This window comes from Oceanobacillus sp. AG, from assembly GCF_009746545.1.
Taxonomy (GTDB): domain Bacteria; phylum Bacillota; class Bacilli; order Bacillales; family Amphibacillaceae; genus Oceanobacillus; species Oceanobacillus indicireducens.
Map to the genome: position 1 here is coordinate 77,687 of NZ_WOWT01000003.1, position 26,059 is coordinate 103,745.

At 40.6% G+C, this 26,059-nt stretch carries 23 protein-coding genes; 3 read left to right on the forward strand and 20 right to left on the reverse strand.

Features of this window, described 5'->3' with window-relative positions; genetic code table 11:
* Nucleotides 1-191: 191 nt before the first annotated feature.
* Nucleotides 192-1,577 carry a class II fumarate hydratase gene (gene fumC, locus GN217_RS01705; protein WP_156854668.1) on the reverse strand — a complete coding sequence of 462 codons (1,386 nt, stop codon included), beginning with the start codon at nt 1,575-1,577 and terminating at the stop codon, nt 192-194.
* A gap of 223 nt (nt 1,578-1,800) precedes the next feature.
* On the opposite strand from fumC, the gene GN217_RS01710 reads away from it, so the two are divergent.
* Entirely contained in the window at nt 1,801-2,721 is a 921-nt protein-coding gene (locus tag GN217_RS01710) for a zinc dependent phospholipase C family protein (RefSeq protein WP_156854670.1), read from the forward strand.
* 563 nt (nt 2,722-3,284) lie between these two features.
* Here GN217_RS01710 and GN217_RS01715 read toward each other — a convergent pair.
* Nucleotides 3,285-4,550 (reverse strand): MFS transporter, encoded by a 1,266-nt coding sequence (locus GN217_RS01715; protein ID WP_232334294.1) that lies wholly within the window; start codon nt 4,548-4,550, stop codon nt 3,285-3,287.
* 112 nt (nt 4,551-4,662) lie between these two features.
* The gene (locus tag GN217_RS01720) at nt 4,663-4,896 is read right to left on the reverse strand and encodes an IDEAL domain-containing protein (RefSeq protein ID WP_156854672.1); all 234 of its coding nucleotides are present in this window, start codon (nt 4,894-4,896) and stop codon (nt 4,663-4,665) included.
* 194 nt (nt 4,897-5,090) lie between these two features.
* Here GN217_RS01720 and GN217_RS01725 point away from each other — a divergent pair, with 194 nt between their 5' ends.
* Nucleotides 5,091-5,996, forward strand: coding sequence for a cation diffusion facilitator family transporter (locus GN217_RS01725; protein WP_156854674.1), 906 nt, complete (start codon nt 5,091-5,093; stop codon nt 5,994-5,996).
* A 58-nt stretch (nt 5,997-6,054) separates the two neighbouring features.
* Here the strand turns inward: GN217_RS01725 and map are convergent, their stop codons facing one another.
* The 6 genes from map to GN217_RS01755 all read right to left on the reverse strand — a co-directional run bounded on the left by map (nt 6,055) and on the right by GN217_RS01755 (nt 11,268).
* Nucleotides 6,055-6,810, reverse strand: a complete 756-nt coding sequence (map, locus tag GN217_RS01730; RefSeq protein ID WP_156854675.1) for a type I methionyl aminopeptidase — start codon at nt 6,808-6,810, stop codon at nt 6,055-6,057.
* Nucleotides 6,811-7,032: 222 nt separating this feature from the next.
* A complete protein-coding gene (locus GN217_RS01735; RefSeq protein WP_156854676.1) occupies nt 7,033-7,176 on the reverse strand; it encodes a YjcZ family sporulation protein in 144 nt (47 codons plus the stop codon).
* A gap of 92 nt (nt 7,177-7,268) precedes the next feature.
* Nucleotides 7,269-8,039 (reverse strand): (S)-benzoin forming benzil reductase, encoded by a 771-nt coding sequence (locus GN217_RS01740; protein WP_156854677.1) that lies wholly within the window; start codon nt 8,037-8,039, stop codon nt 7,269-7,271.
* A 29-nt stretch (nt 8,040-8,068) separates the two neighbouring features.
* Nucleotides 8,069-9,439 carry a dipeptidase gene (locus GN217_RS01745; protein ID WP_156854678.1) on the reverse strand — a complete coding sequence of 457 codons (1,371 nt, stop codon included), beginning with the start codon at nt 9,437-9,439 and terminating at the stop codon, nt 8,069-8,071.
* A 68-nt stretch (nt 9,440-9,507) separates the two neighbouring features.
* On the reverse strand, nt 9,508-9,969 hold the full coding sequence (locus tag GN217_RS01750) for an S-ribosylhomocysteine lyase (RefSeq protein WP_156854679.1): 462 nt from the start codon (nt 9,967-9,969) through the stop codon (nt 9,508-9,510).
* 585 nt (nt 9,970-10,554) lie between these two features.
* Complete coding sequence (locus tag GN217_RS01755) at nt 10,555-11,268, reverse strand: YhcN/YlaJ family sporulation lipoprotein (RefSeq protein WP_156854680.1); 714 nt, start codon at nt 11,266-11,268, stop codon at nt 10,555-10,557.
* A gap of 167 nt (nt 11,269-11,435) precedes the next feature.
* Between GN217_RS01755 and GN217_RS01760 the strand changes: the two genes are divergently transcribed.
* Entirely contained in the window at nt 11,436-11,675 is a 240-nt protein-coding gene (locus tag GN217_RS01760) for a YhdB family protein (protein WP_156854681.1), read from the forward strand.
* Between the two features lie 45 nt (nt 11,676-11,720).
* On the opposite strand, the gene GN217_RS01765 is transcribed toward GN217_RS01760, so the two are convergent.
* The 11 genes from GN217_RS01765 to GN217_RS01810 form a co-directional block, all read right to left on the reverse strand.
* Nucleotides 11,721-12,479: an anti-sigma factor domain-containing protein gene (locus GN217_RS01765; protein ID WP_156854682.1), complete on the reverse strand. Its 759-nt coding sequence runs from the start codon at nt 12,477-12,479 to the stop codon at nt 11,721-11,723.
* A gap of 2 nt (nt 12,480-12,481) precedes the next feature.
* The gene (gene sigI / locus GN217_RS01770; RefSeq protein WP_156854683.1) at nt 12,482-13,207 is read right to left on the reverse strand and encodes an RNA polymerase sigma-I factor; all 726 of its coding nucleotides are present in this window, start codon (nt 13,205-13,207) and stop codon (nt 12,482-12,484) included.
* Nucleotides 13,194-13,319: a hypothetical protein gene (locus tag GN217_RS19140; RefSeq protein WP_255454331.1), complete on the reverse strand. Its 126-nt coding sequence runs from the start codon at nt 13,317-13,319 to the stop codon at nt 13,194-13,196. Before GN217_RS19140 ends, sigI begins: the two co-directional genes overlap by 14 nt.
* A 287-nt stretch (nt 13,320-13,606) precedes the next feature.
* Nucleotides 13,607-14,347 (reverse strand): PRC-barrel domain-containing protein, encoded by a 741-nt coding sequence (locus tag GN217_RS01775; protein ID WP_198042558.1) that lies wholly within the window; start codon nt 14,345-14,347, stop codon nt 13,607-13,609.
* A 63-nt stretch (nt 14,348-14,410) separates the two neighbouring features.
* A complete protein-coding gene (locus GN217_RS01780; protein ID WP_156855003.1) occupies nt 14,411-15,232 on the reverse strand; it encodes a S1C family serine protease in 822 nt (273 codons plus the stop codon).
* A 12-nt stretch (nt 15,233-15,244) separates the two neighbouring features.
* On the reverse strand, nt 15,245-17,284 hold the full coding sequence (locus GN217_RS01785; RefSeq protein ID WP_156854685.1) for an ABC transporter ATP-binding protein: 2,040 nt from the start codon (nt 17,282-17,284) through the stop codon (nt 15,245-15,247).
* A 4-nt stretch (nt 17,285-17,288) separates the two neighbouring features.
* Nucleotides 17,289-19,031, reverse strand: coding sequence for an ABC transporter ATP-binding protein (locus GN217_RS01790; RefSeq protein ID WP_156854687.1), 1,743 nt, complete (start codon nt 19,029-19,031; stop codon nt 17,289-17,291).
* Nucleotides 19,032-19,734: 703 nt separating this feature from the next.
* Nucleotides 19,735-19,968 carry a hypothetical protein gene (locus GN217_RS01795; protein ID WP_156855005.1) on the reverse strand — a complete coding sequence of 78 codons (234 nt, stop codon included), beginning with the start codon at nt 19,966-19,968 and terminating at the stop codon, nt 19,735-19,737.
* Between the two features lie 221 nt (nt 19,969-20,189).
* Nucleotides 20,190-21,266 carry an undecaprenyldiphospho-muramoylpentapeptide beta-N-acetylglucosaminyltransferase gene (locus tag GN217_RS01800; protein ID WP_156854689.1) on the reverse strand — a complete coding sequence of 359 codons (1,077 nt, stop codon included), beginning with the start codon at nt 21,264-21,266 and terminating at the stop codon, nt 20,190-20,192.
* A gap of 383 nt (nt 21,267-21,649) precedes the next feature.
* Nucleotides 21,650-22,915, reverse strand: a complete 1,266-nt coding sequence (odhB, locus tag GN217_RS01805) for a 2-oxoglutarate dehydrogenase complex dihydrolipoyllysine-residue succinyltransferase (RefSeq protein WP_156854691.1) — start codon at nt 22,913-22,915, stop codon at nt 21,650-21,652.
* A 13-nt stretch (nt 22,916-22,928) separates the two neighbouring features.
* Nucleotides 22,929-25,775 (reverse strand): 2-oxoglutarate dehydrogenase E1 component, encoded by a 2,847-nt coding sequence (locus tag GN217_RS01810; RefSeq protein ID WP_156854693.1) that lies wholly within the window; start codon nt 25,773-25,775, stop codon nt 22,929-22,931.
* Between the last annotated feature and the right edge of the window lie 284 nt (nt 25,776-26,059).

Genomic DNA, 26,059 nt, shown 5'->3' on the forward strand with positions numbered 1-26,059 from the left:
ATGGGGTTTCCTTACTTCCCCCACTGAATGTTAGTTGAACAGAATCAGGGATTTACGGACTGTATATCCCCCACCTTCACAAGTTGGGCTTCCCTCATGTTTAGAGGTCGGTGTAGCACAGACCGTTAATGCGTGATAAAAAACGACCCTGCTTCATCCTGTGAAGCAGAGTCGTTTCATAAGCATAAAACTTATTTCGGATGTGTCATTTCTTCCGGTATAACATATTTATCAAATTCTTCTTCCGTTAATAATCCTAATTTAACTGCTGTTTCTTTCAATGTTGAATTCTCTTCAAAAGCAGTCTTAGCTATTTTCGCTGCATTTTCATAGCCAATATGCGGGTTTAATGCCGTAACGAGCATCAACGACTCATTTAAATGCTTATCAATTACTTCATGATTTGGTTCAATGCCAATAGCACAACGGTCATTGAATGATATTATACTGTCAGCCAACAGCCCGGCAGATTGCAAAAAGTTATAAGCTATCACTGGTTTATAGACATTAAGTTCAAAGTTTCCTTGGCTTGCAGCAAAGCCTACCGCTGCGTCATTCCCCATTACTTGAGCAGCGACCATTGTTATTGCTTCACTTTGGGTCGGGTTCACTTTACCTGGCATAATCGAGCTTCCTGGTTCATTTGATGGAATCATTATCTCCCCCAGACCCGAACGCGGACCGCTTGCGAGCCAGCGCACATCATTTGCAATCTTCATCATATCTGCTGCAAGCGCTTTTAAAGCACCATGTGCAAATACGGTTTCATCATAGCTTGTTAAAGAATGAAATTTATTTTTTGCAGTTACGAAATCTTTCCCTGTATAGTCACTAATTTGTTTTGCAACCCGTTCAGCAAATTCCGGATGAGCATTCAGTCCGGTACCTACTGCTGTTCCGCCAAGCGCCAATTCTTTTAATTCCGGAATACTGCTCTTTATCATATTTTCTGCTTTTTCAAGCATTCGATGCCAGCCACTAATTTCCTGCCCTAGTGTCAGTGGTGTTGCATCCTGTAAGTGCGTACGCCCAATTTTTACAATATCGGCAAATGCATCTGCTTTCTCTTTCAATGTCTTTTTCAGTACGTCTACAGCCGGTAATACATGATCCTCAAGCTTTAGAACAAAGGCGATATGCATCGCTGTTGGGTATGTATCATTTGAGCTTTGGGATTTATTAACGTCATCATTTGGGTGAAGACGTAAATCACTTCCCTCTTGCTCCAGCCACTCGTTACCGATAAAACTAAGTACCTCATTTACGTTCATATTCGATTGAGTACCGCTTCCAGTTTGCCAGACGACTAATGGAAAGTGTTCATCAACACGACCCGCCAATACTTCATCTGCTGCATATTCAATTGCATCTGCTTTTTTTTCATCTAGCAGCCCGAGTGCACTATTCACTTTAGCTGCACTCTTTTTCAATACAGCAAAAGCTTGAATAATTTCTTTCGGCATTTTTTCTGTACCAATTGGAAAGTTCTGCTTACTTCTTTGTGTTTGTGCTCCCCAGAATTTATCTGCAGGAACCTTAATTTCCCCTATTGTATCTTTCTCCAAACGATAATCCAATTCGAGTTCCTCCCTGTATTATGATGATACCTCCTATATTGTATCAAATTTTTACCGGAAACTACACTTCTTTACTTCCGCAGTTCTTTGAGCGTCAATTGACACAAATTTGTACTACTACGGAGGTGATTCGGATAGATTTTACTATATACTATAAAAAGATAAACGTTATCACAGCATTTTTATTTAATTTCTTATTACTAATAAAAAGGAGGAAATCACGATGCCAAATATATGGACGCATATTCTCTTTTGTGAAGATGTAATTGATACAGTTGGAAAGTTACATCCATTTTCACAGCAGATTGAGAATTATATGAGATTAGGTGCTCAAGGGCCAGATCCTTTTTTCTATTATAACTTTTGGCCGTGGGTAAAGGATGAACCGGTTCATCAAGTAGGCACATCCTTGCATACGAGTCAATGCGGAACATTCCTCCTCAATATGATTGAAGCCGCTAAAAATAAATCCAAAGAGGTAAAAGCGTTTGTTATCGGCTTTGTCACCCATCATGTACTTGATCGTAATACACACCCATACATCCATTTTCGTGCTGGTTATGAAGGTAATGACCACCAACGATTAGAGATTCAAATCGATACACTGATGATGGATAAATACCATAATTTAAAAACATGGAAAACTCCAGTCTATAAAGAAATTGATATAGGAAGAAAGCTCGACTCCCGGATTACAAGGCTGTTAGCAGCACTAATTAATAAAAACTATCCAAGCTTAAGAAGAGGAGATGATGATACTTATATTCAAAAAGCATACCGGGATATGCTGCTCGCATTAAAAATATTGTCAGATCCTTCTGGCATTAAAAATAAATTACTTGGAAACTTTATCTCCGCTTATTCCCATCAGCCAATTCGTAATAATGTCGATTACTTAAATTTAAAGCATACGACATGGTTCCACCCTGCAACGAAGGAACCATCTAATAAAAGTTTTATTGAACTTTATAATGAAAGCCGTGTGGAAGGTATCGATATTGTAACGGAAGTGTTGAATTACTGGGAAAAAGGGGCTTCCTATTCCATGGAAAAATTGAAAGACTTAATTGGAAACATTTCCTACGATACAGGAAAACCCCTCGAACTTGGATTGGTAAATAAATATAGCGAACCGATTGTGTAAAACCAAAAAAAGACCGGAAACCGAATCCCAGTCCTTTTGCTTTCATACAGCGAAAGTGCAAGTTCTACTGGAGGTTCGCAGTCCAGACACCTCTCGCTTTCCGCGGGCGGCTGGTGAGCCTCCTCGCAGGCAAGCCTGCTGCGGGGTCTCACCAAGCCTATCCTCCCGCAGGAGTCTCGAGGTGTCTGGACTGCTCCGAGGAAAGGTCGAATTTGAATTACTGTTTAATGTTCTGGAAAAGTATACTCCTTATCGTGATGGAATAATTTCTAATTAAAATAACCATCTTACCAGTTCAGTTACCCGGTGGACGGTGACTCCTGCGGGAAAAGCACGAGTCTGGAGACCCCGCAGGGCGGTAGCCCGAGGAGGCTCCAGCTGTGCTCGCGGAAAGCATCCGTCCACCGGGTAACTGAACGGCGATTAGAGCGCCTTAATTAGTGAAAGAGCAGACACTTACGCTGTATGAAAGTAGCAGTAATTTGATTAGATTATTCGTTCTGATATTTTAGATGTGAAAGTTGTCATTTGGGTTTTACTTCTACTTTGCCTTCCAGTCCTATTTACCGCCTCGCTTCTTGAATGCCTTTCTCTACATCGACAAAGCGTAATAAAATAATTCCCGTGATAAAGAAGAAGATGAGGGAAAGGATGCCATAGCGGCTGTTTCCCGTTATTTGTCCAACGAAAGCAAAGAGGAACGGTCCGAAAATAGCAGCAAATTTGGAAGAAATCCCATAAAAACCGAAGAATTCTGCATGTTTATTTTTCGGAATCATCCGGCCAAAGATAGACCTGCTAAGGGATTGTGCACCACCTTGCACCATTCCAACAGCGATTGCTAAAGCATAGAAATGAAATGCTGAAGTCATAAAGTAGCCAAGAACAGTAATCACCATATACGTGGCAAGTGTAATATATAATGCTCTTTTTGCCGTAATTTTTGATGCGAGCCAGCCGAAGAAAAAGGTAAAGGGGATCCCAACAAACTGTGTAATTAATAACGCAACAATCAGATCATTACCGGCAATTCCGATCTCAGCCCCATAAATCGTCGCCATCCGCATAATTGTAGAAATCCCATCATTATATAACCAAAAGGCAAGCAAGAAAATCAAAACTTGCTTATACTGCCTTATTTGCTTGAATGTATCTCCTACTCGGGAAAATCCAATAGCAATATACGATTTATTCTTTTTTACAATAACCTTCTTCTCTTCTTTAATATTCTTGAATAATGGAATAGAAAATAATAGCCACCAAATACCGACCGAAGCAAAGGATAGTTGGGTCGCGATAACCGTATCTTTTAATCCGAACCAGTGCGGATTCAATATCATTAAAATATTTATTGTGAGGAGAATGCCCCCACCTATGTAACCATAGGCAAATCCACCAGAAGATACCCGATCCATTTCATCTTTTTCCGCTACTTCTGGCAGGAAACCATCATAAAATATATTCCCGCCGGAAAAACCAATTGATCCAACGATAAACAGGACGGAGGCAAGTATATAATCACCTTCTCCTACGAATGCTAATAAAATACTTGCGATTATTCCCATGAAAGCAAAAAATTGCAGGAATTTCTTTTTTGCTGCGGAAAAGTCACTAATTGCGCCTAATATCGGGGCTAGAACTGCTATTATTAGAACTGAAATAGACTGGGAATAACCCCAATAGCTTGTTGCAACTCCCTCATCAAGTCCACTTGCGGCTACGTTTGAATAGTAGACAGGTAGTACTGCTGCCATAATGGTTGTTGCAAATGCGGAGTTACCAAAGTCGTACATCATCCAGCTTCTTTGTAATTTCTTTTTATCTTCCACCCAATCGCCCCCCTTTTGCCACAAGCATAGCAAAGACTTTACTAACTCGGGTTTCCCTCAGCAAAAAGTTTACAATCATTTAACCTAAGCTAATGATTGTAAACTTTTACTGTTATTCCCAAAGATATTGTTTATATTGTGCACTTAGTTCTTCAAATGCTTTAATATCGTTCGTTTCCAGGGCGCTGTTAATTGCTTCTTCCAGTTTAGCACGATTGTATTCAAAACATATTACATCCAAATTTAATCTAGCTTGCAAACGGATTTCATAAGGTATTTCTTTTTTAGCTTGGACTGGCTTTCCACTGTATCTGAAAAAATGCAGAGAGACTTTTTCTTTTTTCATGGGAATGGCCCCCTTTACTCTTTCTTTTATTATCCTAAATTTTCCGAATAAAAGCAACATATTTGTTTTGTTTACTACATGAAACTTCCTTCCAGTTAGCCAAGAGTGATAGCTTCGTGCGTTTCTTTTTCTCTGGACCCACACGAATCACATTTGGTAAACTATTGAAACTAGACATATTGGAGGACAGCTTAATGAATCATGCAGATAATTTAAGACTTGCTGAAAAAGGTGCTTGGATAAGCATTATCACATATCTTACACTTTCCATCATTAAATTATGGATCGCAACCTGGGGTAACTCACTTGCCTTACGCGCAGATGGTTTAAATAATACGACGGACGTCATTGCATCGATTGCGGTACTTGTTGGTTTACGTATTTCCCAAAAACCGCCAGATGAAAACCACCGTTATGGACATTACCGTGCGGAGACGGTTGCCTCTCTTTTTGCAGCATTTATTATGATGTTTATTGGGATTCAAGTAATTTATGACACAGTAAGGAAATTTATAACCTTTGAGGTGGAGGAACCGAGCATGCTTACTGCTTGGACAGCATTAGGGTCCGCCGTCATCATGCTGTTTGTTTTCCTTTATAATTTGAGATTGTCGCAACGATTAAACAGCCAAGCATTATTTACTGTTGCCCAGGATAACCGGTCAGATGCGCTTGTTAGTATTGGGGCATTTATCGGAATTATGGGAGCACAGTTCGGCATCTACTGGCTAGACCCACTCACTGGGACACTAGTTGGATTAATCATATGCAAGACTGCTTTTGATATTTTCAAGGATGCAACATTAACACTAACCGATGCATTTGATGAGGAAGAATTAGCACTGATTAAAAAGACGATTGCGAATGTATCAGAGGTAGAGAGGGTTGTGGATGTGAAGGGCAGGATCCATGGCAGTCAGGCATTACTTGAATTGACAATTCTTGTTGACGCCGATTTAACCGTGGAACATAGCCATAAAATCACAGAAAGAATTGAGAAATACTTAGCAAAAAAACATGGAGTCACCCATGCTCATATTCATCTTGAACCATTTTATGAAGGTTTAAAAGAGGACTCTGAAGAAAATCAACGCTCCTAAAATGCTTAACAAAAAGAGACTACCCTTTTCTCTGAGTAGTCTCTTTTCATTTTCTTAATTAATCTTTATTCTGATCCGTCAAGATTAGCGGACCATCCTTTGTAATAACGATTTGATGTTCGTATTGTGCGGAGCGACTTTGATCAACAGTGCGGGCGGTCCAATTATTGGAATCCATCTTACTCTCCCAAGCACCCTCGTTAATCATCGGTTCGATCGTAATGACCATTCCTTCTTTCAGACGTAAACCTTTATTCGGTAATCCGAAATGAGGAACATTTGGATCTTCATGGATTGTTGGTCCAATACCGTGTCCTGTAAAATCGCGGACAACAGAGAAGCCTTCACCTTCCGCATACGTTTGGATTGCATGTCCTATATCACCAATCCGATTTCCAACTTGAGCTTGTTCTATCCCTTTATAAAGAGATTTCTTTGTGACATCCATTAATCGAAGTCCTGCTTCATCAACATTCCCAACAGCATATGTCCAGGCAGAATCAGCAAGTCCACCGTTTAAGTTAACAACCATATCAATCGTTACAATATCTCCATCCTCTAATTTCTCTTCCCGCGGGAAGCCATGGCAGATTTCATCATTAAGGGATGCACAAGTTGCATACGGATAGCCATTATAACCCTTTTGCTCTGGAGTTGCTCCATGTTTCCTCATAAACTCCTCCGCAAAAGCATCTATCTCCATCGTAGTAATTCCAGGTTTAATCATTTTTGCTATTTCCTTGTGACATTGTACAAGTATATCCGCTGCCGCTTGCATTTGAGCAATTTCACGAGCGCTTTTTCTAGTTATCATTTTAAGCCTACCTTTCCAATTTTCTATCTTAATTAAGTTCCCATTTATTTTAAAGTTAGAAGGAGCAAATTTAGTTTCCATTCTCCAGTCTACCATAATTTTAATGATCTTTCAGTTCAGACGAAAGAGTTGGTGTGTATGAACAACCAATACCATGTGAAAACCGCATGCATCCTTTTGAATACATACGGCTTTTTTGTACCTTCATTTATACAATTTCAGTTAACAATAATATCCTCCACACCCGTACCTAGGTCCACTGTATGCTGTTCCGATGATGATTAGCAGGATAAATAGTACAACAAGCAGTGCGAATCCTCCTGATGTGAATCTGCCATCTACTCCTCGGCATTCTTTTTTGCTCATAGCATTCCCTCCCTATATTCTAGACTACAATAATGTATGCATGCCTATAGAATATGGGAGGGCGAATGACTAATTTTTTTCAGTCCCTATGTTCAGATATAATCATTAATATAATAAATCTCACCGTTCCTCACATCTTCGTCCGTAATAATATCGATAAGGACACCGGCCACGAGATCGGCTTGCCTTAATGAGTTGTTTGCTTTATAGTCTTTAAACTTTTCAATTTCAGCGAACTGCTCCTTCGTGGCTGAACGGATTTCCGTTTGCATGTCTGTATCCATAATTCCAGGACTGAATGCAATAATACGATTACCTGTCTTCAATTCTTCTTGCTCAAGGGCAACTGTTCTCGTGTACATGTTCAGACTTGCTTTTGTTGAGCAATAGGCACTCCAGCCAAAAATTGGATTCTCAGCGGCTCCAGAGCTCACGTTTGCAATAACGAGCGGTATTTCGAGTTCCTTTTGCTTTTTTAAAAAATAATTCGTAAGGACCATTGGAGCAATCGAGTTGATCATCACGTGGTCAATCAGTTCCTTACTCTTTAAATGCTGCGACTGATCAATCGGGTGAACAACTCCGGCGTTATTTAATATAAAGATCGTTTCAATTTCCTGTTCCGCATTTCTCACCTTTATCTCTTCATCGATAAGTCGGGCCGTTTCTTCGAGTTGTGGAATATCGGATACATCACAAGCAAAATGCTGATAAAACTGATTGTTTTCTTTAGCAGTTGTCGGTAAGCGCCTATTCTCCGACCGGGAAATGCCGATCACATCTATCCCCGATTCCAAAAGAAGATTTGCAAGTGAAGCTCCTAGACCTCTGGAAACTCCTGTAATAATTGCAAGTTTCGCCAACTTTATTCCCCCTTATAAAAAACAATTCCTTATTGTTCTTTCACTTTCCGCCAATAGTACACAAGTGTTTCCATCCCTTTATCAAAACTATCGAGCGGGAAGCTTTCATTTGGTGAATGGAGACGGTCCTCTGGTGTCCCGAAACCAAGTAAAACAATTGGCATACCATAGATTGCGTCAATCCATTCTACAACTGGAATAGAGCCGCCCATGCGAACGTATACAGTTTCTTTTCCAAATGCTTCTGTATAACTTTCAGCAGCTTTCTGAATGAGCGGGTGATCTGGCGCTACCTTATATGCTTTCGATGAAAGTTTTTCCTTCTTCACTTCCACCGTTACCCCACTTGGTGCATGTTTATATACATGGTCCTCAAGTAATTGCTGAATCTTCTCCGGATCCTGACCTGGAACAAGTCGACATGTGATTTTCGCGGTAGCATCCGTTGGAATAATCGTTTTCGTTCCTTCTCCCTGATAACCACCATACATCCCATTCACTTCAAATGTCGGGCGTCCCATCGTATGCTCCTCAGGTGTATAACCTTTTTCAGAAACCGTTTTAGGAATTCCAGTTGACTCTACAAAGTCTTCACTAGGTGCTTTTTTAATTAGTTCCCGTTCTTCTTGTGTCAATGGTTCGACGTCATCGTAAAAACCATCTACTGTAATTACTTCGTCTTCATTCTTCATTGATGCCAGTATATGACTAAGAGCCATGATCGGGTTCCGAACCGCTCCCCCGTACATCCCAGAATGCAAGTCATGATCTGGTCCAGTCACTGTTATTTCAATCCCAGTAAAGCCTTTCAGACCGTAAAGAATTGTTGGCTGATTTTTCGCAATCATTCCGGAATCTGAAATTACAGCAAAATCAGCTTGGAATTTCGCTTTTTGTTCCTGTAGGATCTCATAAAGATTCTCACTGCCAATTTCCTCTTCGCCTTCGATACATACTTTAATGTTTACCGGTAGCACTCCTTCTGTTTTCAAATAAGCTTCGAAAACAGCAAAATGCATGAAAACTTGTCCTTTATCATCACTTGAGCCACGGGCATAAAGCCTACCGTCACGAACTTCCGGCTGAAATGGGTCACTTTCCCACTGTTCAATCGGATCAACCGGTTGAACATCATAATGTCCGTAAAAAAGAACAGTCGGTGCATCGGACCCTGCTCCGTTATACTCACCATAGACTAGTGGGTGACCGGAAGTTTTCTGTTTTATAACCTGTTCAAAGTTTAGTTCCTCCAAGTAATCGACTAAGAAGTCTGCCGCTTTTTCCACATCTTGTTTATATGTAGAGTCTGTGCTTACACTTGGAATCGATAAAAAATCGTTCAATTTCTTAAGTAAGGCTTCCCTGTTTTCTTTTAAGTATTGAATTACCTTTTCGCTCATTTCATTTTCCTCCTTTAAAGGGTGGCAGGTGTGAGCATTTGGGCAAATGCTCACACCGTGATCTTGATTTAAAATACTTCATGCCATTCATTTCTTTTTTCCAGCATTTTTTCTGCGATTTCTTTTGCGCCTTCTAGGCTGTGGCTTGCTGCCCAGCCGCATTGGACTTCGTTACATGCTGGTACTTCGTCAGCTTTCAAGACGTCTTTCAATGTTTTTTCCATGACATCCATAACTTTTTCATCTGTCGTGTTATTAATAATTGATAAGTAAAAACCTGTTTGGCATCCCATTGGACTTAAATCAAGCACGTTTGGCTCATGGTTTCTTATATGTTCAGCCATGAGATGTTCTAGGGAATGGAGCCCGGGCATATCCATATGTTCCTTATTTGGTTGTTTAAACCGGATATCATATTTATAAACTTTATCGCCTTTTTCCCCTTTTGTTACGCCTGCGAGTCGGATATATGGTGCCTTTACCTGCGTATGATCGAGATTAAAGCTTTCTACATTCATTTTCTTTACCATTCATATCTCTCCCTCTGCAATCTTGTATCTTAAATCATACACTAAAAACGCAGTATCTAAAAGCAATTCAATAGTAATTCACATAACCTTCGAATTACTTACATACAGCGTAAGTGTCTAGCTCTTTCAGTTTTTTGGCGTTCTAATTACCGTTCAGTTGCCCGGCGGACGGCTGCTTTCCACGGGCACGGCCTCAGCCTCCTCGGAAGAAAACCGCTTCCTGCGGGGTCTTCGGACTCGTGCTTTTCCCGTAGGAGTCACCGTCCGCCGGGCAACTGAACTGGTAAAGAGCGTTATTATTAATGGAAACTAACCCACCACTATGATAAACGATCTAATTTCTAAAAATGAAAAATAGTGTTCCAAATCAGGCTTTCCCTCGGAGCAGTCCAGACACCTCGAGACTCCTGCAGGAGGAAAGGCATAGGTGAGACCCCGCAGGGCGGTAGCCCGAGGAGGCTCACCAGCCGCCTGCGGAAAGCGAGAGGTGTCTGGACTGCGGACCCCGAGACGATAGCTGCACTTACGCTGTATGTAATCAAAAAAAGCATGCTAATTCAATGATCAGCATGCTTCTTGTTTATTTTATCGTCCGGCATTTTCAGGGAAGAGCCTGTCTAACATTGTGCCGATTTGATCAAAGAACCCGCCGATAGGGCGTCCTTGGTTCAAATCATCAGCATAGTTCGTAGTTAAATCAAGAAAATCGGGATTCGTTGAAACATAAACATTATCTATATCTTCGTCAACAGAACGGACGATATCACCAATTTTATCTTTAATTTCATCTGATAATTCATCATTATCATATCCGTTATTCTGGTTACGATTCTCCGTACGGTTTTCACGATCAATATCCAAATCTGCCGCAACATAAGCATTATTCCTCATCGTAAGGACATAAGCATTGTCAATCTCATCAATTTCATTCGTAATTTTATCTGCAGCTTCTTCAGCTATTTCATACCGGGATTCACCATCGTTTCCATCATTCCTGCGGTTATCATCTCCAATCCCGTTATCATCCCTACCCCAGTTATAGTTATCGTCTGTAACTCGGTTTTCATCATTTCTAGCCAAGTTATCGTCTCTACCCCGGTTATCCCTGTTCTGATTCCTATCCGCATTGCGCTCCATCACATAGTCCCTATCATCATTAGCGATTCCGTCACCAGTATTTCGATACGTTGTTGGATTAACGTTTGGATTATTTGTTCCTCGCTCTGCATTATTTCCGCCTTGACATGCTATTAGAGCTAGGACGAGCACAGCAAATATACTTAACAATTTCCACTTCATTCGTAAATTACCTCCTTAACTATTTGCCCTTAGTATGTTTCGTACGAATGAGTTTATTCTGGATTTCGGTCATCCTTTTTTTGGTACGGAGACCATATTTGTAGGTGGGAGGTAAGAGTGGAACTGGGAACAATACAACTAACTGCTAAAGAGTTAGGAGGAGAGAGATGATTCCTGATTATGATAAAGCATTGTATTATACACTTTGGGGACAATGGGATGAATTGTTAGTTTTGATGGTTCGTACAAATGACGACTTTTTATCAAAGAAAATTGAACATTTTTTAAATGCTTACCACTACTCTTTGGATGAGGATAAAATTATGCATTCACATGATCAATTGCTGTATTATCTCGATCATGCGATGCGCAATAATGAGGATGCTACGATTTATTTAGAGGTATAAAAATACAATTAGTCCAAATACTTGCTTTAGAGTGTTTGGACTTTTTTAATATTCCTTATTTAATTTCTTTATTTGGAAAGGTTCTTCAGGGATTGTATCTGTAAAGTAGAACGAATGGATCTTATCCATTTTTTCTTCATCGATTTTAATTGTTTCCAGCAGTTCTTCCTCATCAGACTGAATAAGTGTCGCGAATTCCTCATTCATTGATATGTCGTTTTCCATGGCACGCTCTCTTACTTCACCTGGTACACGGAAAGCGGTGTATTGCCAATCGGTATTTTCTGTTTGGAAATATTCTTTAATATTATTTGTTATTTCCATTTTTTCATCCGTTGTATAGCTAACACCAATAAGAACTTCTTTTCTTTCAAACGTATCACAGCTGCCAAGTATTTCAGATAGTACTTCTTGGAAATTTCTATGTTCCAATCCATTCAACTGTGAGACAAGACCTTCTGCATCTTGGTTAAGTGCAGTGATGTCAAGAACACTTAGATTCTCATCAACCTTCAGCTCGATACTCGGATTAATATCAATATTTACGTAAGCGTATGTATGATCTTCATTAACAAAATACAGCATAGAGAACAAACTCAGAATTAAGATAAGGCATAAAGAAATAAGCTTTACGTTCCAGCGTTTCCTTTTCCGGGAACGGACCTTTGATATATACCTGTTAAAATAAACTTCTTCGCCAACCGAAGTTTTTTCGTCATAAGGGACAGCTTTTTCAAAGGATCCGTCAGCAGTAAGGACAATGACAAAATTCCGATGTTTCTCCATGATGATTCCTTTCCTCACTGCTACCCCTCCTTTATGTACTCCTTTAGATATAAAAAGTTTTCATCAAAGATTATAAACATCGCTAAGATATACTTTCTGTTTCTTTCGAGTGTTTTCTTACTAACAGGTACACGACTTTCCATTTTTTTAATTGGTAGTTTCTTTTTGGTTTTTACATATTCCCTAAGTTCTTCATCTTTTATAAGCATACGGGCAATTTGTACAGATGTTTCTCTCGTATTTCGGTGTTTCGGAGCAATTTCCGTCAATTCAAGGAGAGATAGATTATATTCCTCCAGCTTTTGATGATATTCCAGCGTCTCTTCCCGGCGATTAAGGGCTAACTGCTCATCCTGATATTGTTCAATGACAGCCGAAATCTCAGCAGGATTCTCCATCGTTTCCTCATCATACGTTTGATCGAATGACACGATATGCTGTCGCCTTGCATTATACCGGATATAATCAATAACCTTCCTTGAAACAATTAATTTAGCAAAAGAAAGAAACGACGAACCTTTCGCCGGTGAATATAAAAATATCGCTTCATTAAATGCTGACAACCCAATACTGAATTCATCGTCCCGTAATGGATCAATATACCGTTTGCACACTTGGGATACAATCTTCACCATGAACGGTTGATAGGACTTCAAGAGGTAGTCATGCATTTCTTTATCTCCCTGTTGCACTTGCATTACGATGTCTTCCAGGGGTACCTGATCTGTCTGGTTAGATAATTCCATTGCCAGCACCCCCTGCTACTACTATATATTTCGTTTCTCTGATTACTTTTTTGGGTGTAGTATCTATTTGTTTTAATTCTAGGTAGTTTTTATTCAAAATTATCTTTTTCATGTTTCTCCCACCAGTTTTTTTCTCTTTTTGGAACAATTTTATGACTTATGTATTACTTATCTTACCGTTTTTCTATCTCAAACGGTTTACAGCCCGATTAAAAATGTATTACTTATTCAAATGAGCCAGTTCCCTTGCTGGATAAGAACGAAACATAAGGGCTTTATTCCCGGGAATGGTGGTATTTCGGAGTTGTCCTGTACGGGGAGTTCTTAATAGAACATCTTCTTTACCAGTAGGATATCAAGGTATAAAGCCCTTTTAGGTTTAGGTTCCTGTGCTTCTTTTTATTGGAGTGATTTCAATATATCTTCATGACTTGGGTAATTCGTATTGTCTGCGAATTGCTCAACCGTTTCATCAAGATAGACATCACCTTCATACCAATCAACTGAAGTAATCCGATCAATTGCGTAAGGGTAATAATCTTTAACCATTACATTACTACTTGTTATAATAATATACTTCACATTCCAATCATCATCATATATAAAATTAGCGACTTTACCAAGTTTCCCATTTTTCCCATGGACACGGGCCTGCATGATTTCTTCATAGCTGCGCAGATTATTATCCCGATGCTGCCTTATTAATTCTTCCTCGTCCGCATCGTACACCGGGTTTGCGATTCGCTCATACCATTCTTCTTCGTTACTTCCTACTCTTCCAAGTGGCCGCTTTTCACCACTCAGGATTACATCATCGTGCCAGTAACGGGTCCAGCCAAAATAGTTGAAGAGCTGGTTTTCTTTATCCCTCGTTAAATCCGTTCCTTCTGGGACGGGCGGACTGTTTTTAATCGTATTTTTGTCATATTCTACTTCCATTGCTTCCTTCTCTGTATTTACACCGATAAAAATGTCCGGTGGAAGCAGGACTTTCCGTTCAGGCAGCCATTTTCTTGTATCGACAATAACGTAGCGGATCTTCCAATCGTTGTCATCAATATATATGTCTTTAATTTTTCCCATTTCTCCATCTGTTGCGTCGATGTTATAAGTCAGCAATGAAGATGTCAAATAATACATACATTTCGCCTCCATTCGGGTTTTTCTTCTAATTGTTTCTTACCCGATAAGGCTGTGGTTAAACTAGTTGACATGATCGTAATAATAGTCGATTGGAACGAATAGACCCACTCTGCCGTGGTTATCGTGATTCAATGTAGCAAAGATGACGCCAATCACCTCTCCATTTTCCGTAATAATTGGACTCCCGCTATTCCCCCGATAAACCGGGGCTTCGATCATTAGAACCGGCTGCTCCCAACTTGATAGCTGCGTAACCCCGATAATCGTTCCTTCATTGGCAATCCCATTAAAGCGGAGCGGGTTACCAATGAAATTAATTTTTTCATTTTCTGAAAAAGTTGTCGCTTCAGCAAGAGTTAGGTGAGGGAGTTCCTCTCCGTCCACTTCCACAACTGCCAAGTCGACATCTGGATAACTTGCAACAACTTCCCCTTGATGAAGCCCATGCTCAGGGAATGCTACTGTAACGAACGTCTCCCCTTCAATGACATGATGGTTGGTGATAATTGTTCCGTTATCATTAATGGAAAAACCAGTACCCTTCCCGTCTGTCGTTTCAATTACAACGACTGCTTTCTTATATTCCTGAATATCCGCTTGCTGGGATAATTTCATTGATGTCTGTAAGAAATCAATTGCCGGAATGGAATATGTTTGAGGAAGTAACGCAATCACATTAAACAGCATTGCTAAAGTGATTACCCAGAAGACCCACTTTGGAAAAATACTTTTTGCCGGGGCTTCCCTCCGCTCCTTTGCACGCTGCAGTGCCTTTTGGCGCTCTTCTTCCACAAGTTCTAATAATTCTTCTTCATCTATTTCTTCATAAAGATCCGTATCAATAATATCAATTTCTTTTTCTTCCCGATCCTTCTTTTCCATCATGCACCCCGCCTATGACACACTCGCTCGTGTTCTGCCTTGCTGCATTTGATACATTTGATAGTATAAACCTTTCGCTTCAATAAGTTTATCATGGTTCCCTTGCTCTTTAACAGCACCATGGTCAAGGACGAAGATCATATCTGCCTCTTGGATTGTTGATAAACGGTGGGCGATGACAAGCGTTGTCCGGTCCTTTTGCAGAACTTCTAGTGCACGCTGAATGATGCTTTCCGTTTCTGTATCCATATTTGCAGTTGCCTCATCTAATATTAAAATCGCTGGATCAAATGCGAGGGCACGCGCAAAGGAAATAAGCTGTCTTTCACCTAAAGAAAAAGTACTGCCATCTTCCGTTACGATTTCATCATATTTTGCTGGCAGTCTTTCAATAAAACTTGCAGCTCCAACCGCTTCCAGTGCTTGAATTGCCTTCTCTCGTGAAATACGGGGATCGTTCATTGTCACATTCGTCAGGATTGTTCCCGTAAATAAGAAGGGATCCTGAAGCACAATTCCCATATGACTTCTTACTTGCTGTCTTGACCATTCGATTATCGAATAACCATCAATTGTTATTTCACCTTGGTTCGTATCATAGAAACGGAACAACAAGTTCATAATCGTACTTTTCCCTGAGCCTGTATGACCGACGAAGGCCGCTGTCTCGCCAGGCTTTACTTCAAAAGTGATATCTTTTAACACATCATCGACACCGTTATATGAAAAGGTTACCTTATCGAAAACGACATGCCCCCGGTACCGTTGGATACTTTCTGTATTAAGCATTTCTCCCTCATGGTCCATCAGTTCAAATACTCTGTGACCTGCTACTCGCGCTTGCTCTATCAATGGGAGCTGATTCACAATATCTGTCACCGGCTCAAAAAGCCTAGTTATATAATCAACGAAAGCATACAGCATTCCAATTGATAGGACACTTGTTGCAGTGAGAGAACCGGAACCGAAATACCAGATAAACCCGACAAAGGTGAGATTTCGGAAAACCGTCACTAAGTTATAGGAGGTGAGTGCACTTAATCGGACTAATTTCTTCTGGTACGTATAATGTCTCTCATTTAACTGTTCAAATTCTTCCTGCGTTTGTTTCTCCTGATTAAATGCTTGAATAATCGTCATTCCTTGAATCGCTTCATTAATCTTTCCATTTATATCACTGATCATCTTGCGAATGACTTTATTATATTTCGTGCCAAAGTATTGATACCCTTTCATCCATAAATAAATGAGCGGAATAACGAGAAGACACATCGCTGCGAGCTTCGCATCAAGAATGAATAAGGCAATAAAAATCCCTGCCATATAAACGAGGCTGGAAACAACGATGGATAATACCCGTTCATATAGATCACGGATTGCCTCTGTATCATTTGTTATTCGTGCAACAATCGTTCCTGCTGGCCGATCGACAAAGTAATTGATCGGAATCCGTTGTATATGACTAAATAAGTCCATACGCATTTTTTTTATAATTTGATTGGAAGCTTGTTGCAACAAGTAAGTTTCAAAGAATTGAAAGACGCCTGCTAAAAGTAACAGCACCATATAAAGAGCGAGTAAGAGAATGATTGGACGTTGCTCCGGATAAAAGAAGGCGTATGATTCACTAAAGTTCAGTCGTGTTGCCTCATATTCTGCCGTTTCCTCACCGAGTTCAATTACAATTACTTCATCATTTGTAATATCTCTTGTTCCCTGTAGCGGCACTTCGTTTTCAATAAGATAATAGGAAATACCGATTTGCATTACCGTAAGTGGTTCCCCAATAATCTCATCGTTCGTGTCCAGGCGGTCGACCCGTTTATATAACTTATCATTATACCTGATTGTATAGCGGTCATTCTCCTCGGTTACCTCCTGCCAGTATCCCTCCATCCCTAGAATATGATCGTCGATTACAGTTTTTGCAATCAACGGACCAGCAAGCTCTAACGTAACAGCAATCGCGAGACAGATTAAGCCAATCAAGATACCTTTTTTATAATGCAATGCATAGCGGAAGAGACGCCTTTCTGTTGAAGGCTTTTTCATATCCTCACACCTCCGTTCCTTCCAGTTGTTGCTGTTCGTACTGGTGCTTATACCAGCCATTATTTTTCATCAATTCTTCATGATTCCCTTCTTCAACAATTCGGCCTTGTTCGAGAACGATTATATGATCAGCATGTGTAACAGCCGACAGACGGTGCGCAGCAATGAACGTTGTTTTATTTTTTCTTTCGTTCCGTAAATTTTTAATAATCATCGCTTCCGTCTTGCCGTCAACAGCAGATAAGGAATCGTCAAGAATTAATATTTCGGGTTCTTTGATAAAGGCTCTAGCAAGTGCAACCCGTTGCTTCTGGCCACCGGAAAGCGTAATTCCACTTTCACCGACTTCTGTGTCGAGTCCATTCGGAAGCTGCTTCAAATCATTCAAGAAATAGGCAAGATCTAAAGCCCGGTAAATTTCCTCGTCGGTTGCTGCTAATTTACCAAACTGAATATTTTCCCGGATTGTTTTTGAAAACATCATTTGATCTTGTGGAACATAACCAATCCAGCTGCGAAGATTGGCTAAGTTCAATTTATCAATTTGGATCCCAGATAATGTAATTTCACCTTTCATACCAGGGTACTGGCGGAGCATGAGTTTGAAAAAGGTTGTCTTCCCTGCACCAGTCTTACCAACTACACCAATTGTTGCACCTTTAGGTACGTGTAAATTAATATCTTGCAGTTGATTATAATTCGTATCCGGATAAGAAAAGCTGACCTGTTCAAAATCAAGCCGAGAAATACTTCTTATTTCCTGAGCTGCTTCCGGGTTCGTTACATCCGCTTTATAATTCAATGTAGCATCTACCCGGTCAAGGGATGCATTTCCTCGCTGCAAAATATTAATCAGCTCGCCTACCGCAAACATTGGCCAAATAAGCATTCCAAGATATACGTTAAAAGTCACTAGATCGCCTAACGTCAACTGATTTTCAAAAACAAGAAATGCACCATAACCTAACCCGATCGTATAAGATAGACCGACTAAGATTTTCATCGTTGGTTCGAATAATGCGTCGATTTTTGTCACTGCCATATTTTTGAGATAGACATCTTCTGTCATTCTGCCGAACCGTTGCAGCTCTTGTTCCTCTTGAACAAATGCCCGGATGACCCGCACTCCACGAACCGATTCAAGTACGTCATTATTCATCTCGCCAAAAGCTGCTTGAGCTTTCATAAACCGCGCATGAATTGTAGCACCATATTTATTCATGATAAATGCCATCACTGGTAATGGTAGTAATGCTGCCAATGTCAGCTTCCAGCTGATCGTAAATCCCATCATTGCAATAATCATCAACATGAAAATACTCGAATCAACTAACGTCAACACACCGAATCCTGCTGTTTGACTGATTGCTTTCAGGTCATTTGTCGCCCGAGCCATCAAGTCACCTGTCCGATACTTCCCAAAGAATGTCGGCGTCATTTTTAGAAAGTGTGTCATCAATTTCGTCCGCATCCACTTTTCGAGAATCACTGCCCCACCAAACAATGTGTAGTCCCATAAGAAGGAAATCGTATAATGGGCAGTTAACAAAACGATAATGATAAGGATAATCGACTGGAGCAACTCCAGTGTCAATGTATTGAATTGAATCTGATCAATGGTAAATCCAATTACTTTCGGCGGGATTAATCCGATTGCACTTGCGGTACATAAAGCAATAATTGCAAAACTATATCGCTTCCAATAATGTTTAAAGAACCAATTCAGTTTTTTAAAGACACCAAACATCCCTTCACCTTCTCCAATTTTAATAAATCAGCTAATTACTTTCATTCAGCGTAAGTATGTGCTACTTCCTTCTGGAGGTCCGCAGTCCAGACACCTCTCGCTTTCCGCAGGCGGCAGGTGAGCCTCCTCGGGCTGTCGCCCTGCGGGGTCTCACCTGCCTATCCTCCTGCTGGAGTCTCGAGGTGTCTGGACTGCTCCGAGGATAGGTCTGATTTAGAACACTACTTTTTAACAGGTACGATGTTTACTCATTGGGAGGAGATAATTCAACTCAAAATAATCATCCCTACCAGTTCAGTTGCCCGGTGGACGGTGAATCCTGCGGGAATAGCACGAGTCCGGAGACCCCGCAGGGCGTTAGCCCGAGGAGGCTTCGGCTGTGCCCGCGGAAAGCATCCGTCCACCGGGCAACTGAACGGCGATAAGAACGCCAAAATTAGTGAATGTGCTAACACTTACGCTGAATGAAAGTAAGCATAATAAAAAACACACGGATGGTTGGTGATTCGTGTGTATCGGGGTAACGGAAGTGGAAGAATATTTCTGATTCCGTAATAAGTATAGTATCTTAATTTTTAATAGTCAATCTATTTTTATTCTGTTATGATAACACTCTAATGCAGCATAGTTTTAGGCACAAAAAAAGAATATCTCAAACTCCTTGAGTTATTCCAAAATATACTTAATATCGGATGTTGGTAATTTATTCTCTATTCACTACGCGTTTCTGTCTTTCTTTCCCAAAGTTGATCATTCGTTCCACTTTTTCAAAACTCACTTCTGTGGCTACAGATATATCCTTTATGGAGACAAAAGGGTTTTTCTTGATGAAATTCCAAACTTGTTCGCTTTCCTTAAGGCATGTCTGGCACAACATAAAAGGACTGTTATCCATAGATTCCTGGCATAATCGGCAATTTCGAACAATTTCTCTCATCATCTTTCACCCCTTATTTAGTTTTCTAGTTCATCATACCCTATTATTTTAAATAATACAAGCATTGATTTAGAATTTTGCCAAAAATGATACTTCTGTATTACTTAGCTCCCATACTAATTACTCATGAATTTTATGTCTTTTATTAATTTTGTCGAATTTCGGGTGTATATTAAAATGGACAACTGGATAATAAAAATACCATCCCAGTTGCCCATTTTTTATCTTTTCTCTACTTCCTTAATAATTTCAATCACACGGTCGCGGGTCGCTCCTGGTTCAAATTGCTTCATCTTATCATGAATGACGGGTGCTGTTTTTACTAGTTGAATCAACTCCTCCGTCAGTTTATCTGGGGTTAGTTCTTCTTCTTGAAGTACGCGGGCAAATCCTTTTTCTTTAAACGATCTTGCATTGACAATTTGGTCTCCCCGGCTTGCTTCAAGCGATAACGGAACAAGTAACATTGGAATACGGAGTGCTAAGAATTCATATATTGCATTGGACCCTGCACGTGAAAGAACAAAGTCAGTCGCAGCAAAGATATCACGTAATTCTCCATGGACATATTCAAATTGTGCATAGCCGCGGGCGTCAATGGTTGAATCGACTTTCCCTTGACCGCAAATATGAATAATTTCAAATTGCTGCAACAATTCCTGTAAATTAGTTCGCACTGCTTCATTAATAATTTCTGAGCCGCCGCTTCCCCCCATGATAAGCAAGACTGGTTTTTCTCCTTTTAATCCAGTAAACTTCAGTCCTTTTTCCCGATTACCAGTAAAGAGTTCTTCTCTAATGACCGCACCAACATATTCCCGTTTTTGTTCCGGAAGAAATTCAAGTGTTTCTTCAAAAGTAGAAAGTACTTTCTTCGCAAATGGTATCGATAATTTGTTGGCAAGACCTGGTGTGTAATCCGACTCATGAATAACAGCTGGAACACCGCGTAGTTTAGCGGCAATTACGACAGGAACAGAGACAAAACCACCTTTCGAAAAAATGACGGACGGTTTTCTTTTGCCGATAATCCCGTAAGCTTGCACCGTTCCTTTTAATACTTTAAACGGATCTTTGAAGTTTTCTATCGACATATAGCGTCTTAACTTCCCCGTTGAGATTGGATGGTACGTTACACCTTCCAATGGTTCAATTAAATCCCGTTCGATTCCTTCATAAGAACCGATATAATCAATCTCCCAACCAGCCTGCTGATATACTGGGATAAGGGCTAAATTCACAATCACATGACCGGCAGTTCCCCCACCGGTGAAAAGAATGCGTTTATCATTCTCCATCTAACGCTCTCCCTCTCTTTATTAGAAAACTTGGTTATCACCAAGCCTTTCGGTGACAACCTTAGTTGCACTTATGCAGTAAAAAGATTTATACTTATCTTTCCGCCATAATGCCATATCCTTCAATTAGTTTATATGAAATAGCAGTAAAAAGGAAGGATAAAGTGAAACTTCATTCAGCGGGAAATTCCTTACCTCCTCACTGAATGTTAATTGAACAGAATCAGGTATTTACGGACTGTATATCCCCCACCTTAACATATTGGTTTTCCCTCTTGTTTAGAGGTAGGGTATCACAGACCGTTAATACGTGGTAAAAGCAAAAGCGAATCTATCAGGGGCTCTCCCTAACAGATTCGCTTTATAAACTTTCGATTAATCTATTAACCTTCAAGCAATAAATCGTATGGATCTTCTAGCATTTGTTTAATACGGACAAGGAACTGTACTGCATCTTTACCATCTACAATACGGTGATCATAAGAAAGTGCCAAGTACATCATCGGACGGACTTCAATCGTATCATCAGGCATAACAACTGCGCGTTTTACAATGTTATGCATACCGAGAATTCCTACTTGCGGTGCGTTCAGAATCGGAGTCGACAACATTGATCCAAAGATACCACCGTTTGTAATGGAGAATGTTCCTCCTTGCAGGTCGGATAAGGATAGTTTGTTTTCCCTTGCCTTTATACCAAGGTTCATGATCTCTCGCTCTACTCCCGCGAAGTCCAAACGATCTGCGTCACGGACAACTGGAACAACGAGTCCTTCTTCTGTTGATACTGCAATCCCGATATCATAGAATTTCTTAATAACTAGTTCATTATCTTGAATTTCTGCATTGAGCAATGGGAATTCTTTAAGTGCACCGACAACAGCTTTCGTGAAGAAGGACATGAAGCCAAGTTTTACTCCATTCTTCTCAAGGAATTTATCTTTCCGTTCCGCGCGTAATTTCATAATTGCCGACATGTCGATTTCATTAAATGTTGTAAGCATCGCCGCTTCCTGCTGAACATTTACAAGGTTTCTTGCAATCGTTTGACGACGACGGGTCATCTTCACGCGTTCAACTGGCTTCGTAAACTCCGTCTTCTCTTGTTTTGGTGCTGCTTCTGCTTGTTTTTGCGCTTTTTCTGCCGCTGCAATTTGTTGTTGTGCTGCCCGCTCCACATCTTCTGGACGAACACGCCCTAACGGATCAACTGGAGCAATTGAACTTAAGTCAATATTTAATTCACGCGCACGTTTTCTTGCTGCTGGTGTTGCAATTACGCCGTTTGTACCTGTTTCTTCTGACTCCACCACTTCTGGTGCTGCCTCTGTTTCTTCTTTAGGAGCAGGCGCTTCTTCTTTCACGGGAGCTTTTTCCTGTTTCTGCTCTGATGTGCTCGTTGCACCTGCTTCTGCATTTTCATCAAGCTTGCCAACAACGTCCCCTACCGTTACATCTTCGCCTTCTGGTGTTAGTATTTCTGTAATAACTCCGGTAAACTCCGAATTAACCTCTACGTTTACTTTATCTGTTTCAAGTTCAATGAGCGGGTCGCCCTTTTCTACCTTTTCCCCCTCTTTAACTAGCCATTCTGCGATTGTACCATCTGTGATTGATTCAGCTAATTCTGGTATCTTGATATCTTGCACCAGTAACTCCTCCTTAGTTTTGTGTTAATGCCTGGTTAATAATCTTGCTTTGTGCTGCCTTGTGGAAGCTAGGAACTCCTCCTGCTGGTGCAGCTCTTCTAGGTCGGCTAATTACACGTAATGTTTGATCATCTTTCAACAGATTCCGTAAATAGTCATCTACGAAATCCCATGCCCCCATGTTTCTCGGTTCCTCTTGTACCCATACAATTTCTTTCACGTTGGGTAATCTATCTAATTCGGCTTTCAAGTCTTTCTGTGGGAATGGATAAAGCTGTTCGACTCGTAAGATTTGGAGCCAATCATAATTCTCTTTCGACTCGGACATCTCTTCTTCAATATCGACCATTACTTTACCGCTTCCGATTAGAAGACGTGTAGCTTTTTCACGATTCGGCTCAAAATTCGGTTGCTGGCGCAGCGGCATGAATTTACCTTCTGAGAACTCTTTCGCCTCTGCTCCCATTCTTGGATTTCGAATCATACTACTCTTCGGTGTCATCATCACTAATGGTCTAGCTTCATTACGGCCTCTTAGCGCAGCTTGTCTGCGTAAAATATGGAATAGCTGTGCAGATGATGTGACATTTGCAATAATCCAGTTATTCTCTGCAGCAGATTGAAGGAAGCGCTCCAACCTTGCACTTGAATGCTCCGGTCCCTGTCCTTCATAACCATGCGGAAGAAGCATGACCATATTGGACTTTTCTCCCCATTTCGCTCTTGCGGAAGAAATGAACTGATCAAAAATGACTTGCCCAACGTTCGCGAAATCTCCAAACTGAGCTTCCCAGATTACTAGTGTATCAGGTGAATAGACACTATAACCATATTCGAATCCAAGTACTGCAGCCTCTGAAAGTGGACTGTTACGGACATCAAACGAAGCCTTCGCATCCTTTAGGCCATGGATCGGGCAATATTTTTCGTTTGTATTCACATCATGCAGGACAATATGACGATGCGCAAAGGTTCCTCGTTCCGTATCCTGTCCGGTAATACGAATCGGAATACCATCATGGATGATGGAAGCAAATGCCAGCGCTTCTCCTGCGCCCCAGTCGAGTACATTGCCATCTTCAAGCATTTTTGCACGACGGCTTAAAACCCGTTCCGTTTTTCTAAAGCCAGTGAATCCTTCTGGTCGTTCCAGCAATTGTGTGTTTAGTTCCTTCAATACGTCCTCGTCCACTTTTGTCTCATGGCCATCCAGTCCATTCAACAGATACTCTGGCATCGTTGGTGGTTCTGGTGTACCGATTTCCGTTTCACTCATGTTGCTGTAAATTCCGTATAACTCATTATAGATTTCTTTCTGTAATTTCTCATATTCACCTTGCTCAATCGTTCCTCTTTCCTCCAGACGTTCAGCAAAGATTTTTGCCACTGGCGGATGATTATCAATTTCTTTATATAGTTTCGGTTGGGTTGTCCGCGGTTCGTCCATTTCGTTATGACCGTGACGACGGTAACCAACGAGATCAATAAGAAAGTCTTTCTTAAACTTCTGACGATATTTCCACGCAATTTTAACCGCAGAAATACAAGATATCGGATCATCCGCATTCACACGGATAACCGGCACTTCAAATCCTTTCGCCAAGTCACTTGCATAACGTGTCGAGCGTCCATCTTCCCTATCTGTTGTATAACCGACTAGGTTGTTCGCAATAATATGCAAGCTTCCTCCCGTATTATATCCCGGTAGGTTGGATAAGTTGAGCGTCTCTGCAACGACACCTTCTCCAATGAAAGCTGCGTCGCCGTGAATAAGTACTGCGACCGCTTTATTTGAATCCCTTTTCGGGTATCCTTTTTCCGAACGATCATCTTGTGCAGCACGTGCAAATCCTTCGACTACCGGATTAACAAACTCCAAATGGGATGGATTATGCGCTAATGTAATTTTCGTTTTTACTTCTTTATCGCTCGGATATGCTTTCGTTGCTCCGTAGTGATATTTCACATCATCTGTCCAGCCATAGCTAATGGATTGAGAGCCTTCTGAAGGCATTAATTCCTTATCGGATGAATAATTGAATTCCGAAAAAATCTTATCATATGGCTTACCAAGTACTTTCGCCAGGACAGCGAGTCTACCACGGTGAGCCATTCCCATCATGATATTTTCAATGCTTTCCTGTGTCGCATGATTCACAATTTCATCAATCATCGGCACCATCACTTCAAGACCTTCAATGGAGAAACGCTTTTGTCCGACAAACGTTCTGGAAAGGAAGTTTTCGAACCCTTCCACATCAACGAGACGTTTCAATAATCGTTTTCTTTCATCGTCTGTCGGTTCAACCCTTGCATTTCCTGATTCTATTAAATCGATAAACCATTCTCTCTCTTCATGATTGTTAACATGCTCATATTCAAATGTAATCGTTCCTGTATAATATTTCTTTAAACGTTCAATAACTTCCAAACCATTATCCACACCAGCTGGTGCTTTATCCCATAACCATTTAGCCGGGATCGCTTTTAAATCTTCATCTGTTAAATCATACGTGCTCGAATCTAAAAATTTATCACCTTCACCTTTATAGCCGCCGACAGGATAAATATCAGCTTCAGTATGCCCATAACGACGAATAGCCTCAACATATTTCAAAGCTGAGGTGATTTTTTTCATATCTACGTCATTTACTGCTTCGGTTCCTGCCTGTGCCGCAGTACCGCTATCCCCGTTATACAGCCATGAAGGTGCTCCATATGTATTGAAAATTTCTTGAAGTGAAGCTTCTACTGCTTCACTGTTTTCCTTATACAATTCGTATTGTTCTTCGATATACCCCCTGTTTGGTCCGTAAATCTGTCGCCAAAATTGTTGTGCAGATTCCCCATTTTGTATCACTTTTGATACCCCCATTGAAGTAATATTGCCCGTCCTTGTAAACGGTTAATATTTTTGTAAGGACGGTTATGCGTCCCACCTATAAATATACATGAAAATAATGCGACTTACAACGATTCAACCTTAAAAAACAGAACAGAATCAATGATAACCCTTACATTTCACTGGTAACTTAAAAGCAGGTGATATCTGACAATTTAGGTTGGTAGTTCACAATTCAAGTTGAATCCTTTATAATAAAATCATATAATAATTATTGTGTCAGGGTCATATAGCTGAAGGAG

Coding starts and splice junctions, on each gene's coding strand:
- GN217_RS01725 (WP_156854674.1), top strand. CDS start 5,091: ATGAATCATGCAGATAATTTAAGACTTGCTGAAAAAGGTGCTTGGATA.
- GN217_RS01755 (WP_156854680.1), bottom strand. CDS start 11,268: ATGAAGTGGAAATTGTTAAGTATATTTGCTGTGCTCGTCCTAGCTCTA.
- GN217_RS01735 (WP_156854676.1), bottom strand. CDS start 7,176: ATGAGCAAAAAAGAATGCCGAGGAGTAGATGGCAGATTCACATCAGGA.
- GN217_RS01780 (WP_156855003.1), bottom strand. CDS start 15,232: ATGGAAAAGAAGGATCGGGAAGAAAAAGAAATTGATATTATTGATACG.
- GN217_RS01720 (WP_156854672.1), bottom strand. CDS start 4,896: ATGAAAAAAGAAAAAGTCTCTCTGCATTTTTTCAGATACAGTGGAAAG.
- GN217_RS01785 (WP_156854685.1), bottom strand. CDS start 17,284: ATGAAAAAGCCTTCAACAGAAAGGCGTCTCTTCCGCTATGCATTGCAT.
- map (WP_156854675.1), bottom strand. CDS start 6,810: ATGATAACTAGAAAAAGCGCTCGTGAAATTGCTCAAATGCAAGCGGCA.
- GN217_RS19140 (WP_255454331.1), bottom strand. CDS start 13,319: ATGAAAAAGATAATTTTGAATAAAAACTACCTAGAATTAAAACAAATA.
- GN217_RS01750 (WP_156854679.1), bottom strand. CDS start 9,969: ATGGTAAAGAAAATGAATGTAGAAAGCTTTAATCTCGATCATACGCAG.
- GN217_RS01775 (WP_198042558.1), bottom strand. CDS start 14,347: ATGTATTATTTGACATCTTCATTGCTGACTTATAACATCGACGCAACA.
- GN217_RS01800 (WP_156854689.1), bottom strand. CDS start 21,266: ATGGAGAATGATAAACGCATTCTTTTCACCGGTGGGGGAACTGCCGGT.
- GN217_RS01790 (WP_156854687.1), bottom strand. CDS start 19,031: ATGTTTGGTGTCTTTAAAAAACTGAATTGGTTCTTTAAACATTATTGG.
- GN217_RS01760 (WP_156854681.1), top strand. CDS start 11,436: ATGATTCCTGATTATGATAAAGCATTGTATTATACACTTTGGGGACAA.
- sigI (WP_156854683.1), bottom strand. CDS start 13,207: ATGGAATTATCTAACCAGACAGATCAGGTACCCCTGGAAGACATCGTA.
- GN217_RS01745 (WP_156854678.1), bottom strand. CDS start 9,439: ATGAGCGAAAAGGTAATTCAATACTTAAAAGAAAACAGGGAAGCCTTA.
- GN217_RS01795 (WP_156855005.1), bottom strand. CDS start 19,968: ATGAGAGAAATTGTTCGAAATTGCCGATTATGCCAGGAATCTATGGAT.
- GN217_RS01710 (WP_156854670.1), top strand. CDS start 1,801: ATGCCAAATATATGGACGCATATTCTCTTTTGTGAAGATGTAATTGAT.